9 protein-coding genes are annotated in these 14,675 nt (G+C 70.4%); 6 read left to right on the forward strand and 3 right to left on the reverse strand.

What is annotated here, in order from left to right; translation table 11 throughout:
• Positions 1–7: 7 nt before the first annotated feature.
• Positions 8–2,713 carry a hypothetical protein gene (locus H5965_RS07095; RefSeq protein ID WP_310968548.1) on the reverse strand — a complete coding sequence of 902 codons (2,706 nt, stop codon included), beginning with the start codon at positions 2,711–2,713 and terminating at the stop codon, positions 8–10.
• A 267-nt stretch (positions 2,714–2,980) separates the two neighbouring features.
• On the opposite strand from H5965_RS07095, the gene H5965_RS07100 reads away from it, so the two are divergent.
• Entirely contained in the window at positions 2,981–4,393 is a 1,413-nt protein-coding gene (locus tag H5965_RS07100; protein ID WP_310968549.1) for a glycoside hydrolase family 3 N-terminal domain-containing protein, read from the forward strand.
• Positions 4,390–4,593 (forward strand): hypothetical protein, encoded by a 204-nt coding sequence (locus H5965_RS07105; RefSeq protein WP_310968550.1) that lies wholly within the window; start codon positions 4,390–4,392, stop codon positions 4,591–4,593. The genes H5965_RS07100 and H5965_RS07105 overlap by 4 nt, the downstream gene beginning before the upstream one ends.
• Positions 4,594–4,599: 6 nt before the next feature.
• Here the strand turns inward: H5965_RS07105 and H5965_RS07110 are convergent, their stop codons facing one another.
• Both H5965_RS07110 and H5965_RS07115 read right to left on the reverse strand, forming a co-directional pair.
• A complete protein-coding gene (locus H5965_RS07110; protein WP_310968551.1) occupies positions 4,600–5,745 on the reverse strand; it encodes an RES domain-containing protein in 1,146 nt (381 codons plus the stop codon).
• A gap of 4 nt (positions 5,746–5,749) precedes the next feature.
• Positions 5,750–6,379, reverse strand: a complete 630-nt coding sequence (locus tag H5965_RS07115) for a hypothetical protein (RefSeq protein WP_310968552.1) — start codon at positions 6,377–6,379, stop codon at positions 5,750–5,752.
• A gap of 125 nt (positions 6,380–6,504) precedes the next feature.
• On the opposite strand from H5965_RS07115, the gene H5965_RS07120 reads away from it, so the two are divergent.
• From H5965_RS07120 to H5965_RS07135, 4 genes are all read left to right on the forward strand, one after another.
• Entirely contained in the window at positions 6,505–10,515 is a 4,011-nt protein-coding gene (locus tag H5965_RS07120) for a CHAT domain-containing protein (RefSeq protein WP_310968553.1), read from the forward strand.
• A gap of 396 nt (positions 10,516–10,911) precedes the next feature.
• Positions 10,912–11,508: a toll/interleukin-1 receptor domain-containing protein gene (locus tag H5965_RS07125; protein WP_310968554.1), complete on the forward strand. Its 597-nt coding sequence runs from the start codon at positions 10,912–10,914 to the stop codon at positions 11,506–11,508.
• A 34-nt stretch (positions 11,509–11,542) separates the two neighbouring features.
• Complete coding sequence (locus H5965_RS07130) at positions 11,543–13,681, forward strand: hypothetical protein (RefSeq protein WP_310968555.1); 2,139 nt, start codon at positions 11,543–11,545, stop codon at positions 13,679–13,681.
• On the forward strand, positions 13,678–14,673 hold the full coding sequence (locus H5965_RS07135) for a hypothetical protein (RefSeq protein WP_310968556.1): 996 nt from the start codon (positions 13,678–13,680) through the stop codon (positions 14,671–14,673). Before H5965_RS07130 ends, H5965_RS07135 begins: the two co-directional genes overlap by 4 nt.
• Positions 14,674–14,675: the final 2 nt, after the last annotated feature.

The following is a 14,675-nucleotide window of genomic DNA, read 5'->3' on the forward strand; positions in this document are numbered from 1 at the left end:
ATTCTCCTCAGCCGCCGAGGGCGCGTTGGGCTTTGAACTCGAGGTCACGGACGTGGTCGAGGAAGTCGAGCAGGTCCGTCCGCGTGTTCGCGTGGTCGACGGCTCGGGACCAGGGCAGCAACTGCGTCCGGATGGCCCGGCAGAGGTCGACGGTCTGGGCGACCACCCCACGCGCGGCGAACCACGCCGGCGTCCCGCGCTGGGACATGTCGATGACGTCGAGTGCGTCGTTGTACGGCTCGACGACCTGCTGGAACTCGCGAACCCGGGCCTGCTGGATGTTGATCGCCGCACGACGGGTGGCCAGCTCGACGAAGGGCTCGATGCGGGCCCGGTCCTCATCGCTCAGCTTCGCGAACAGCTCGAGCGCGGACTGGTGCATCGAGACGATGGCGTCGGAGATCTCCTTGTCGTCGAGGAGCAGTACGTAGCTGAGCGTGCAGGTCGACAGCATGCTCAACGACACCTGGTCGTAGGGGCTGAGCCCGGTCAGGCGGGTGGCGAGCGCGAAGGCCGTGTACCCGGCGACGTCCGCTCCGTCGAGGTCTTCGACCATGGCGGTCCGCGCGTCGTCGATCAGCCTTGTCCGAGCGGCCTGCAACCAGTCCGGTGCCGCCTCCCAGTCACGCACCGAAGCGAAGAAGTCGACGACCTCGGACAAGTCCTCCTCCGCCCGGGCCCTGGCGTACCGCGCCTCCAAGCTCTTCGCGTGCGGGGACGGCGCGAGGCTCTCCGGCTGCCGGATCCAGGCGCTGTCGAACCTCGACAACACCAGGCTGATCTCGCGGAAGTCCGGCAACGGGATGTCCTCGGTGACGATGCACCGCAACGGCTCGCGCAACACGGTCGGCAGCTCACGCCCGGGTTGCTCACCCTCCCAGACCCGCTCGCCCTCGCCGCGCCAGATCTCGAGGGCGCGCAGGGCCGCGGCCCGCCGCATCGCCGTCGTCGGCGCCTCCCGGACCAGCCGGGCGAGGTGCCGTGCGGCGAGCTCGGAGTCCAGGTACGGGGCGACGACACCGATGTTCGCGAGCAGGGACGGCGAGTAGTCGCCTTCGAGGGCGTTTTCGAGTTCGCGGACCGCACCGACGTGGTCCCCCAGGTAGTGCAGGGCGCAGGCGAGGAGGTTCTGGGCTTCGTCGCGAACAGCCTCGTCGACCGCGACGCGCAGGCACTCCCGCGCGGCGTCCGCTCCGTTCCGCCACTGGGCCAGGTAGAGGTGTTCTCTCGCGGCATACAGCGAGACCCACTCGAAGAACCTGGGGTGCCGGACCGCCAGCCCGGGAATCGCCCGCAGGCGATCCGCGCCGTAGGTGCCAACCAGGTGATCCCACACCGAGACGTCGGCCACGACCGGCTCCGGCAGCTGGGGAGGATCCTCGGGGTGCTCCACGAGCAAAGCGATCAGGTGCTCGGCCACCGAGCGGTATTCCTCGAGGACCGCAGCGACGACGACATCCTGTGGCCGGTTGCGCTCGAACGCCTCGATCGCCGCGAAGTGCTTGCCGAGGCGGGTTTCGCGCCGGTCTTCCGGGACTTCGCCGGTGCGGGCGAAGGCGCGCCGGTCCAGTTCTTCCCGGTGCCCCAGCGTTTCGAGCTCCGCTTCGGTCAGCTGTCCGGGCTGCGCCCGTCCGACGAGGTAGGTGAGCTCGTGCGCCGGCCGCCGCGCGGTTCGCACGGCCTCGGCATCGATCCCGTCGCGCTCGGCGATGTCGTCGAGAACGGGTAGGGGCGCGATCGAAATCTCGGCCGCACCGAGGGCCGTGTCCGCGCCGGCGTGGGCCGCGCCCAGCCGCCCGGCCGGTCCCAGCAGGCCGGCGGTCTCCGCGTCGGGACGCCCGTCGAGCATGGCCAGGACGGTGCCGGGCACACCGTGCCGCTGCGCGCGCAGCCGCGTGTCCGCCATGACATCGCCGTGCTCGGTCCTCCGGATCCCGAGCCTGCGTTCGAGCGCCGCCGCGAGCGGCTCGTCCGCGGAGAAGGCGGCAAGACACCCGGCCAGGCGCCGGGCCGCATCCGGTACCCGTGCGATTCCGTCGGCGCAGGCGGACAGGACGGCCACCACTCGCCGGTAGCGGCCGGTGGGCAGATTCGCGGCCGCCTCGGTCAGGAGGTCGAATCGTCCTCGCCGGGCAGCGTGGACAGCGCGTAGCCAAGTCGCCTCGGACTCGGGGAGCCCGACCTCGGTGAGCAGGTCGGGGCGATCGAGGCGGAGGAGATCGAGCGCGTGCAACCGCGTCGCCCCGATGTCCGTTCCGTAGGCGGAGCGGACGTGGCCCAGCAGATCGGCCGGGGACCACGACACGCCCGGTGGAGCCGCCGGCCGGGCCGCCCACCACAGGAGCGCCGCGGCCGGGCCGCGCAGCGCACCGAGGTCCGGTTCGCCGTTCAGCGGGACGTCCGCCGACGGCAGCTCGGTCACGGCGACGATGTCGAGTTCTCCGTTCGCTTTGAGGAGCCTCGCGCCGCCGGTCTCGAAACCGACGCACAGTGCGAACTTCGCTCGGACGAGCCGGCGACCGTGCTTGTAGAACATCCCGAGCTCGCGCGGCCGATCCGCGCCCGGCGGGAGCACCGTGGTGACTCCGCACGTGGAGCACGCGACCTGCGCGGAGCCGGTGTCGGCACCACAGGACAGGCACATCGCCTCGCCACCGATGGCCGCGGCGACCCGTTGCGGCTGTAGTTCGCCGCGGCTTTCGAGCAGTCCCAACAGCTTTTCGCCGCGATCACCCGCCGGCGGCGCGGCTTCGCCCGGCGGCCGGGCCGCGATTCCGGGTGCGGATCGCTCACACGGGCGTCCGCACACGGCGCAGAACCGGTCACCGACCAGGCCGGGCGCACCACACCCCGGGCAATCGGCTGCGACGGGTACCCGGGCCTCGGCCGGCGGCCTCGAATTGAGAACAGGCACCTCGACTCCATTCGAAAACGACACGAAAGCCGGCGGAGCGGCTATTCCGCGGCCGGGATGCCAGCGATGTCGGTCGGCTCGCTTTCCGTGTTACGAGCCCGGACAGCCGACACGACGAGGCGTTATCAGCTCGTTGCGGTGGCCAGGATCTCGCACGCACACGCCGGATCTCCGTCAAAATCAAACCGCCCGAATCTGGACAGAAAATGGACAGCACCGTCTCGCCAGGGTCACGAAAAATCTTGTAACGTCCGCGCTCCGAAAATCGAAAATGGACACGAATATCAACCGGACGTCCGAGACGGAGGCAAGGTGAAGGGTCCGGGCGAGCGCACGCAGACCTGCGCGCTGCTGCTGGCTTTCTCCGTCGGTGCCGTCGCCTGCCTGCTGGGAGCCGGCTCGCCGGCGACCCCATCGGCGCCTGCGGTTCCCGCGATGCCGATCACCGTCGCCGTTCCCCCGAGTGTCTCGGGCCGCCCGGCGGGCTCCTGCGCCACCCTGCTGTCCGGATTGGCCGGCCGGGACCAGCTCGCGCAGCTGGTCATGGCCGGGGCCGACCCAGGACGGGAAACGTCGACCACCGCACTCGTCCGGGACGACCACGTCGGTGCGCTCTTCATCGGAGGCACTTCGACGAGACTGCTGACCGGCGGCCGGCTCACCGCGATCCGGGCGATGGCGTCGATTCCGCCGTTGATCGCCGTGGACGAAGAGGGCGGGCGGGTCCAGCGGATCGACGACCTCGACGGGACCACACCCAGCGCCCGCGCGCTCGCCACGACCGCTACCCCGGACCAAGCCCGCGATCTGGGTCACCGACGGGGAAGGCAACTGCTGTCCCGCGGGGTGACCATGGATCTGGCGCCCGTCGCCGACGTCAGCGACGCCCCGGCGAACAGCGTGATCGGCGACCGCTCGTTCAGCGCCGAGCCCGCGGTCGTGACCCGGTACGCCGGCGCGTTCGCGGCCGGGCTCCGGACGGCCGGTGTCATTCCCGTGCTCAAGCACTTCCCCGGACACGGCACCGCGTCCGGGGATTCCCACCGCGAACTGCCGCGGACACCTCCGCTGGCCGTTCTGGAGAACCACGACCTCGAGCCGTACGAAACGCTCATCCCGGCCGGGGCACCGGTGGTCATGCTGGGACACCTCGACGTTCCCGGTCTGACCGGCGGCTCCCCGGCCTCACTCAGCGCGGAGGCCTATCGCCTGCTCCGCGGTAAGTACCGATTCGACGGAGTCGCCATGACCGATGATCTCGGAGCGATGCGGGCCATAACGAACCGCTTCGGCCTGCCTGAAGCCGCCAAACGCGCGATCGCCGCGGGCGCGGACCTGGTCCTGTGGTCGTCGCCCATGCCCGTTGCACCGGTACTCGATCAGCTGCAGCACGCCGTCGCCACCGGCGAGCTGGCGCAGACCAGGGTGCGGGAGGCCGTCACCCGTGTCCTCCATCTCAAGACGGGGTGCGCGCGATGACCGAAGCGAATCACGTTCCCGATGAAGAACAACGCCGTGTCCTGGCGCTCATGGCGCGTTACGACGACCACGTCATCGCCCGCCGTCTGGGCATCAGCGTCACGACAGTCCGACGGCGGATCAAGGCGGTCTACACCTTGCTCGGCGTCGACAACCGTTTCGCCGCCGGCGTTGCGGTCGCCAAGCGAGGTTGGCTCTGACCTCCGTCAGGCCGTCTTCTCGTCGTCCTCGTCGTCCTCGTTGTCCTCCAGGCCCGGCAACTGCTCAAACATCCGGTCGACCAGGCACTTGACCTCCACCTCCCGGAAGCCGTGCGGGAGGTGCGGAGACTGACGCTCGGCCAGGTGCCCGAGCGCGGGCGGCAGGTTCGGCTTCCTGAGCCGCCGCCGGGCACCGACGAGCACCGGGACGATTTCGGCCCCCGCCGTCGTCGCTTCCTCGATTTCCCGCCGGACCCAATCGTGCGGGTCGTCGAGCGCGCGGCCGTTGCCGCCCCGGTGCTCCTCCCAGCCCAGGCTGATCAGCACGAAGAGCACGCGGCAGGTGCGCACCTTGTCGAGCAGCTCGCCCGGGAAGACCTGCCCCGGGCGGATGGAGCGGTTGTCCCGGAAAACCCTTCCTTCCCCCAGGCGCCGGGACAGCTCGTTGTGCAGGAGCAACGCCGCTTCACTGCACTCGCCCTTGCGGTAGTTGATGAACGCCTTGACGCGAGGACGGCTCAGGGGGTCCGTCCGCACGCCGTGGGCATCGAGCACGCCTTCGAGCCACTCCGCACGCTCCGTTCCGCCGAGTTCGCAGGACCTCCGGTCCACCACCGCCACCGCCGGGGTGTCCCGCTCGAAGAGGACCATCGTCTCCCCCGGCATGTCCACTGTGGACTGCCAAACGATCCCGTCCGCCCACGGCGCCTTCTCCCGGAGCCACTGGGCCCATTCGCGCGTGGCGCCGTACTGCGTCTCGGTCAGCAGCCACTGGTCCTGGCCGATCGCGGCCAAGTCCTCGCTCGACACGAGCTGCAGCAGTGTGAGATCACGGGTGACCTCCAGCGCTGACAGACGCTTCCCCTCGATCGCCCGGCGCAGGAGGAGCCGGCGGCCGTCGGCGCCGAAGACGAGCCCCGGCAGGAAGCGCTCGAGCACAGCGGTGGCATCGGACGCCGAAACGTACATCTGCCCGCGGACTTCCGGCGCGACGGCGTCGAACCGGCCGCCCCCGAACACCGACCGCATCGGCGGGTCGGCCACGGCCGCTCCGACGTGGTCCGGGTGCACCCGCCAGAGCACGGTCCCGGCGGCGATGTGCCGGCGCTTCGGTTCCCCGGGAAGCTCGGCCGGCGGCTGACGTGGCGGCACGGGATCACCCGTCCACGGCAGCGGTTGCGGCAGCGACCAGGCCGGGCTCGGCGATCCGGTCGGCCACCAGCGTGACGGGAACCGCGTCGAGCCAGACGTTGCCGCTGACCCACCAGTCCGCCACGGCCCACGGGTCGGTCTCCGCGCCGAGGACGCGGTTGACCTGCAGGACCACGGATCGGGGACGGCGATCGACGTCGAACTGGAAGTCCGGTACGGACACCGAGCCGTCGGGCCGCGGCAGCCGGATCAGGTCGGGGAGATCGGGGTCGACGCCGTGGCTGCGGAGCTCGGTCGCCGCGGTCACCGGCTGGCTGCCGAGGATCCGCTCGCGCGGATCGTCCGACGCCGGCAGGCCGAGGGCGAGGCGGACGGAGAACAGCGCCGCGAGAGATCCCTGGCGGACGTGTGCGTACCGTGTTTCGTTCAACGCCTTGAAGACCGGATCGTCGGGCCCGAGCGACCGCATCACCAGTCTCGCGATTTCGGAGGCAACGCGGTCCCGGCCGGCTTCGGTGCTGGCGGAAAACACGCGCAACAACGAGACGAGCTCCGCCGCGTCGCCCGGTTCGAACCGGGCGAGGACGTGCTCGAGATCCCGGGCGATCTCGATGATCCCGTTGTAGTGAGCCACTTCCACCTCCTCGGGGCCATGTCTACTCGTGCTCCGCCGAATCCGCCAGCGAACGAACTGACAACTTGTCGCCACCTCCCGTCTCGCCCGCGGGACGTAAACTCGGGTGGCGAACGGAGGTGCGCGTGACCGACGGCGAAGACGCGGATTTCTTCGGTCACGTACCGAGCGTCGCCGGCTTGCGCCGGCTGCTCGGCGAGCTCGATCCCACGGACGAAACCGGCCAGCACGTCCGGCTGCTGCTCACCCAGCTGCCGGAGACGCCCTTCGACGAGGCGATCGTCCACGGGGAAAGTGCGCTGGCCCGCGCGCAGGACGATCCCTCCTTGCGGTTCGACCTCCACTTCGCGTTGGCGTTCCGGTACGAGGAACGCTGGGAGGTGACCCGGGACACCACCGACCTCGGCCAGGCGATCGATCATCTCGAGGAAATAGCCCCCTTCTTGGGGTCCGCTCTTCCGCTCACCATGCTCGGACGGCTTCTGCTCGCCCGGAACGTGGCGCGGCGGTCCGAGGAGGACGTCGAAGCGGCGATCAAATGGCTCCGGACCGCACAGTCCCGGCCCGACGCCGACCACGAGACGCAGGCGTTCCTCGGCATCGCGCTGGAACTGCAGCACGAAAGCGAGGGGGAGGCGTTGCCCCTCCTGCGCGATCTGCTGCTGAGCGACGAGCTCGAGGAGCCGTTGCTCGACCTCGTGACGCACCGGCTCTCGAGGCTGCACTTCACCCAGCACGTCACCAGTCCGGCGAGCCTGGCCAAGCTCAAGGAACTCGACACCGCGATCGAGCACGCCCGCAGCGGGGACCTGGACGATCCCGAGCAGGCCTACGACCTCGGTCACATGCTCGGCCGCCGCTTCGCGATCTCCGCGGAGGACTCGGATCGCAGCGACGCGATCGGCCTCTTCGAACGCCTCTTGACGGAAGTCGCGCCCGGCTCCGAACCGGCGGACATGCTCGGGGACGAACTCAGCGAGCTCTATGTCACGTTCTGCCGGACCGGCAGTCCAGCCGAAGCGAACTCGGCGGTCGCCCGGCTCGAGGCGTTGAGGAACCAGGTGCAGGACGAGAGCGAGCTCGTGCGGCTCGCGTTGGCGGAGGGTTACAGCCTGCGCCGCTCCGAGCGGCGGAACGACGTCGGACGGCTGATCGAACTGCTCGGCGAACTGTCCGGCGACGAAGCGTTCGTGCGCGCGTGGCGGGTGCTGGCCGAAGCGGAACAAGCACTCGCCGGCCACTGCAGCGACGAGCAGCTGGACCGGGTGGCAGCACGACTGTGGGCGACCGCGCGGGCCGACGTGTCGGACCACAAAGGACTGCTGACGCTGCTCATCGCGGGTGCCCACGTTCTCGCGCGGCGGCACCTCCTGTCCACCGGCGGCTGGTCGCCGCTGGGCGCGATGCCGGACTTCAACGCGGTGACCGGTCCGCGGGAGCTCGCTCTGCTGCGGAGCTGGCAGACGGCGTTGCCGCCACGAACCCCGGGTGGTGCGGAATTGCAGGCTGCGATCGCGTTGTTCCGGTCCCACCTGTGCGGTGAGGTGCCGGGCCCGGAAGCGGTCGAGGAACTCGAAGAACAACGCGCGACCATCGAGGAGCTGTCGCGAGTCGTCATCCAGCTGCGCCCCGATGATGCCCTGCGGACGCCACTGCGCCTTCAGCTCGCCCTGCAGCGCATGAACCGCACAGCCGTGCTGAAGGACCCGCCCGGGCTCGAGAAAGTGCTGCGAAGCCTGAAGAAGCTGCTCGGAGACTGCCCGCACGGCCACCCGCTGAACCCGCTCGTCAAGATTCTCCTCGGGACGGCGCTGCTCCACCGGCACAACCAGTTCGAGCTCCCGGTCGACCTCGCCGGCGTCCGGGAGCTGCTGCTGACCGCCGATCCCGGTGAGCTGCTCGACGAGCCGATCTGGGCGCTGGCCCGGTTCGCGCTCGCTCGCGTCGAAGTCCTGCTCGGCGCCGAGACCCGCGATCCCGACATGCTCAACCGCGGTGTCACCCGGCACCAGGAGATGCTCGACCGGCTCGCGCTCGGCGACCACGCTCGCCACAACGCCGTCTGCGGCCTCGCGTGGAGCCTCCTGATGCGGTACCTGGCCACGGGGGACGCGGAGGACCTGCGCGCGGCCGCCGGCCACCTGCGGGACGTGGGCAGCAGGCCGCGGGCCGCGAACGCCCTGTACGAACCGCACGACCTGGAAAACCTCGAAACGATGATCGGCTTCTTCCAGAGCACCGAAGTGGCCGACGACCCGATCGACCTTTCCGCGCTGCTGTCGAGCGACGCGGCCACCTCGGCCGAAGTCGCCGACACGCTTCTCACGTTGCGCCGCCTCAACACGGGGATCGGCGAGCACACCGCAGCCTTCGGTACCTACCTGGACCTGCTCGAGAACGTCCGGGCCCAGGACGTTCCGGGCATCCGTGAAGCCGCGTCGAAGCTCAAGGCCGCGGCCGGCCGGGAAGTGGTCGAATGGCAGACCGGCGTCGTGCTGACCATGATGGCGAGCATGGGGTGCCTGACCGCGCACCGGATGAGCGGTGACGCGGCTGCGCTCGACGATGCGGTCGAGCTGCTCGAGAAGAGCGTCGCCGCCGGGCTCCTCGATCTCCCCGCCTCCCTGGGCGCGGCCGAGCACCTCACCGAGGCCTGGTGGCTGCGCGGGACCGAGGTGGACGTCGACACCGCGGTGGCCACGGGGTACCTGTTCCTCCGCCGCTACGCGAGGCAGATCCTGATCCAGCGCGACCTCGCCGAGTGCGCTTCGCTCGCCGCCACGGCCGCCGCGGCCGCGGTCGGCTGGGCCCGGCGCTGCCTCTCCGTTGGCCGGCCGGAACCCGCGTTCGCGCTGCTCGAGATCGGCCGCACGCTGCGGCTGCACGCGGCGACGAACCTGCCCGCGGTCTTGCGGGGCACCATCGCGCCCGACGTCACCGCGCTGCACGGCCCGTCGGAGGTGCTGACCGATGCCGAGGCCTCGGCCATCGCCGGGGGCCGGGTCGCCATCCCCGACGATCGACGCCGGCGCGCCCTCGACGCGGCCGATCCGCGGGAGATCGACCAGTGGCCGCCCACTCCGGACGCCGGTGACCTGGCCCGCGCCCTGCGGAGGCTCAGGCTCGACTTCCTGGTCTACCTCGTCCCCGGCGAAGAAGGCACGGCCGGGTACGCCGTGCACCTTTCCCGGTCCGGCGAACTGGGCAGTCTTCCGCTCCCGGACCTGGTGCCGGATGGAGCGAACGCGGCGGACGTCGGCACGTCGTGCGAGTGGGCTTGGCGGACCGCCATGGGACCGTTGTGCGCCCACTTGCCCGACGCGCGCCGCATCGCGCTGATCCCCTGCGGCGACCTCGGCCGGATCCCTTGGCATGCCGCGCGCGAACCGGGCACCGGCCGGTACCTGCCCGAGCGGCTCCGGGTCACCTACGGTGCTTCGGCCCACCAGCTCGGCGAACTGTCCCGTCGTCCGGCGCTCCCACGGGAGGCGGGCATGGTCTTCGTGGCGGACGCGGTGGACGCCGGTATCGGGGAAGACGAGGCCCGCTACCTCGCCGGCCTTCACCCCCACGGCCGGTTCTTCGGTCACCCGTCCTGGACCGGGACGACCCCGGTCTCGCGCCGGGCGCTGGTGGACGTCCTGCTGGAGGACGACCGTCCGGCGGTGCTCCACCTCGCCTGCCACGCGGTCGCGGAGCCCGACCCGGTGAACGCGCGGATCGGCAGCGGTGCCGCGGCGATCTCGGTCCTCGACCTGCTGACCGCCGGGGCCCGGCGCGCCGATCGGGAACCGGGTGGTCTGGTGGTGACCGCGGCCTGCGAGACCGATCTCGGCGGCGCGTCCGACGAAGGCCTCACCATCGCGACCGCGCTGCTCGCCACCGGGGCATCGTCGGTGATCGGCACGAAGTGGCGGGTTTCCACTCACCAGACCGCCGTCCTGATGTGCTTCTTGCACCACGAACTGAGCCTCGGCCGCAGTCCGTCGGAGGCCCTGCACGCCACCCAGGTCTGGGCTCTCGATCCCGACCGCACCCCGCTCGAAGGCCTGCCCGGGGAACTCGCGGCGATCGCGGTCTCCCCGGCACTGGCCGATCCCCGGTACTGGGCCGCGTTCACCCATCACGGGCGCTGACGTCCACGCCAGCGCCCGTTCGCCCTCCGAGATGGGCCGATATGTGGACATATACCAGCTTCGGAAAGAACGGTTTGACCGGGGTACCGGGTAAACGTTTCCCCTCGACACCGAGCGTTCTCCGCCGGTCACTTCACCAGCGATTACCGCGCCGGAGAAGTCCACAAAGAAACGGTACAAGGCCGACGTCTGGCCCGAACACATCGAACTGGACAGATACTGGCCACATCGGCGACAAGAACCAACGGGAAACGGGAAACTTCTGACTACCAATAAGTAACCCCTTGTCAAGACGCCGATCGGACCCCAATGATTACCCACCGTCCCGCACCGGCGCCGCCGGACCACACTGTCGCGCACCCTGGTGCGCCATCCGACTGAGAAGGGTCGACCGGAGTGACGCAGGTGTTTCTCAACTACCGCGGCGACGACGAAAAATTCGGAGTCGCGCTCATCGACCGCGCCTTATCGGAGGTGTTCGGTGAGTCCGCGATCTTTTTCGCATCCCGGTCGATCGACCTCGGTGCGGAATGGGAACGCGAGATGTTCGACGCCGTGCGCAGGTCGGAGGCACTCCTCGTGATCATGGGCCCCAATTGGCTCGAATCCCGCCTGCCCGGCACCGATCGGCGGCGGATCGACGATCCGGACGACTTCGTCCGGCGAGAGATCCTGACCGCCTTCGAACTCGGGAAGCAGGTCATCCCGGTCCGGCTCGACGTGCGCCGCTTCACCGCGGCGGAGCTGCCGGAGCCGCTCGCCTCGTTGCCCGGCCTCCAGGACATCCACATCCACTGCCGGACGACCAAGCCCGACATCGACCGGCTCGCGGAGCGGCTGCGCAGGCTGATCCCCTCGCTGCCCGACTTGCGACCGCCGACGGCACAAGCCACGCCCAAGTTCGTCGCCCACGCCCACGCGGGCGGCACCGTCACGCAAGCCGAGCGGATCGACGTGGCCGGGGACTTCATCGCCGGCCCGCGCCTCGGCTGACACCAGCTCACGAACATTTCCGGAGGACCTTCCCTTGAGTGACGAGCAGGCCGCAGGCCCGTCTCCCGCACCACCCGAAGGGGCACCGGCGGCCGGTGCCGACAAGGTCGCGGCAGATCCCGGTACTGCCGCCCCGACGACGCGTGACCAGGCCTTGAACCGGCTCCGCGGGACCACACCGGACCTCTCCAGCGTCCGCTTCGGCAAGATCATCGCCGAAGGGCTCGACCAGCTCGCCGGCGTGAACACCGTCAACGTGTTCCAAGGCGATTTCACCGTCGAAGGCGACTTCACGGCGGGCTCGGGCCGGAGGTCCGGTTCCCGGCGGGCGTCCCGCGAACGGCTGCGGCCGGAGGACCTGAGCGCGGCGATCGAGTACTTCGTCACACCCCCCGGTTTCGACGCCGGGGTCGAGATGCTGGCCGAGCGCAACCTGCTCATCCTCTCGGGTCCCACCAAGACCGGCCGCCGCACCTGCGCGATCGCCATGCTGGACGAGGTGCTGCGAGAGCACGCGCCCGGCGCGCCGGTCTTCCGGCTCCACGGCCCGGTCGTGGGCAACCTCAACTGGCGGGTCCCCCAGCCCGGCGCCGGCTTCCTCGTCTCCGACACCCCTGGCGCCGGCAGCAAGCCCGCCGCCGAGAAGGTGACCGACGACTGGCTGTCGAAAACCGCGCAACAGCTGGCCGATCAGGGCAGCTGGCTGATCGTCGTCACCGGTCCGGTCCGCGGCACGCTCGAAACCGCGCCGAAGCGAGCCGAATTCGTGCTCGAAGACATGGAACTGCCCGACCCGATGGAGATCGTCGAGCGGCACGTCACCGGTGAGGTTCCCTGGGCGGGCGCGCGGTTGGCCGGCCTCGCGGCGGCCGGGCTCGCCGACCTCCTGCACGACCGGGACGACCCGGCGTTCGCCAAGCGCGCGGCCGCCGCCATCGTCGAGGCGCTGCGGGCGGGCGCGGACCTCGCCGGAGTGCTGACCAAGCTCGACGATCCCGAGGGCCAGGTGCACGAGTGGCTGAGCCACGAACCCGAGCCGGCGGAGGTGGCCCTGGTCCTGGCCACGGCGGTGCTCGAAGGGTCGAGCTACCTGAACGTCGCCGATGCCGCGACGAAGCTCTTCCGGGAGCTGTCCGGCAGTACGGCGACCGCGGTTCCGCGCTACCTCCAGCACCTGATCTCCGAACGGAGCTGGATCGATCTCGTGCGTTCGGACGACGCGCCACTGTCACTGAAGTTCAAGTACCCGCGGCTGCGCGCGTTCATCCTGAGCGTGATCTGGTTCGAACTCGACGGCGCCCGGACGAAGGTCCTCGCCTGGTTGCAGGAGCTCGCCGGGCACACCGACGTCGAGGTGCGCGCGCGAGCCGCACAGGCGGCCGGGATCCTGACCTCGAACGACTTCGAGCACGGCGTGCACCGCTACCTCCTGCCCTGGGCGCACGGCAAGTCCGCCATGCTCCGGCAAAGTGCCGCTCAGAGCCTCAACACCGCGGGCACGCTGGCGAACCACGCGGACGCCGCGTGGTCCTACATCGAGCAGTGGGCCGAGCTGGCCGGTCACCAGACCCAGGGAACCAGCAACTTGTCGGCGACCGCGGGGCTGGCCGCCGGGGGCGCGCTCGGCGAACGCTCTCCCCACCGGGCGCTCCGCGTACTCCACTCGCTGGTCGTCGACAAGGATTGGGGCCTGCTCGAGCCGGTGGCGGTGAGCACGCAGACGCTGCTCGAAGCCGGCTGCGGGAAAGAGGTGCTCGACGCCCTGCTCGAGTGGACGCAGCCCGCCGAGGACGAGGAGACCGTCCTCAAAGGACTGATGATGTTCGCCTTCGCCGTCATGCCGGAGGACTCCGTCAGCGAAGCACCGTTGCTCCTCCGGACCGCGGCGCGGCACCGCGAGGTGATCCCGGAGCTGTGGGGCCGCGCACTGGCGAATTCCTCCGCCCGCGTCCTGGCCGGCAACGCGCTCCGCGAGTGGATCAGGTTCGCCGACCAGGACTCGCGAACGGCCCCCGTGGTGCTCGACGTGATCGCCGGCATCGCGGACCGCGGACCGACGGATTTCGACCGCCTGCTCCACGCGTTGCGGGGGTGGGCGCTCGACCCGGACGACCCGTCCCGGCAGGCGATGACGTTCCACGACCAGCTCGTAGAGGCGGAAGAGGCGATATGACCCAGACGTACAACCCGATCATCCAGCGCACCGAGCTGCCGCGGTTCCGGATCACGGCACCACTGCGCGCGCCCGACCTGGGTACCGCGCTCGTCCTCGAACGCGCCACGGGCGACCCGCTGGTGGTCCGGCACGGCGAACGCGTGCCCGACGCCAGGACCGGGAACTACCGCCGCGTGTGCCTGGTCGACGTGGCGACGCGCGGGCTCTCCTTCACCGTCAACGCGGCCAGTGCCGACGCTGCCTTCCCGTTCACCGTCACGGTGCGGTTCGCCTGCCGCGTGACCGACCCCGTGACGATCGCGAGGGACGACGTACGGGACATGACGGCCGCGCTGGCCCCTTCGCTGAGCGCGATCGTGCGGGAGGTCGCGGCCGAGTTCGACGCTCTCCAGCCGACCGCGGCGGAGACGGCCATCACGCGGAGGCTGCACTCCGCCCATCCGATGACCACCATCGAACTCAGCGGCTACACGGTGTCGGTCTCGGTGGTCGACACCGAGGAGTTCGTCACCACGCAGCGCAAGCTCCGCGTGCAGAAGATGACCTACGACGCGATGCGGCCGATCGCGGGCGGTTCTCGCGAAGACATGCTCGCGCACCTCATGTCGCTCGACGGCGGAAGCCCGATGTCCCTGCTGGACCGTGAGCGGAAGGACCGCGAGGCCGACACGAAGGCCAAGCTCGACGCTCTGCGCATCCTGATGGGCGAGGAACGGGAGGGTTTCGACGCCGCGGAGGTGCGCAAACAGGTGCTGGAGGAGTTCTTCCCCGGCGAGACTCCTTCCCTCCCCCGGCGGGGCACCATCCGGGAACGGCTCAGCACCGCCTCACGCGGCGCCCTTCCCGAAAGTCCCGTCGTCGAGGGCAATGTGCCGGCGGATGACGCCGCGGCGGTCCCGCCCGAGACCGGCGAACCCGCCTCGGGCGAACGCCGGACCAGCCGTGTCCGCGGGACGATGGGGCCGCCGGCCCCGTCCGGGAACGAGTGAGC

It is taken from the genome of Amycolatopsis sp. 505, assembly GCF_031625235.1.
In the GTDB taxonomy this organism is placed as follows: domain Bacteria; phylum Actinomycetota; class Actinomycetes; order Mycobacteriales; family Pseudonocardiaceae; genus Amycolatopsis.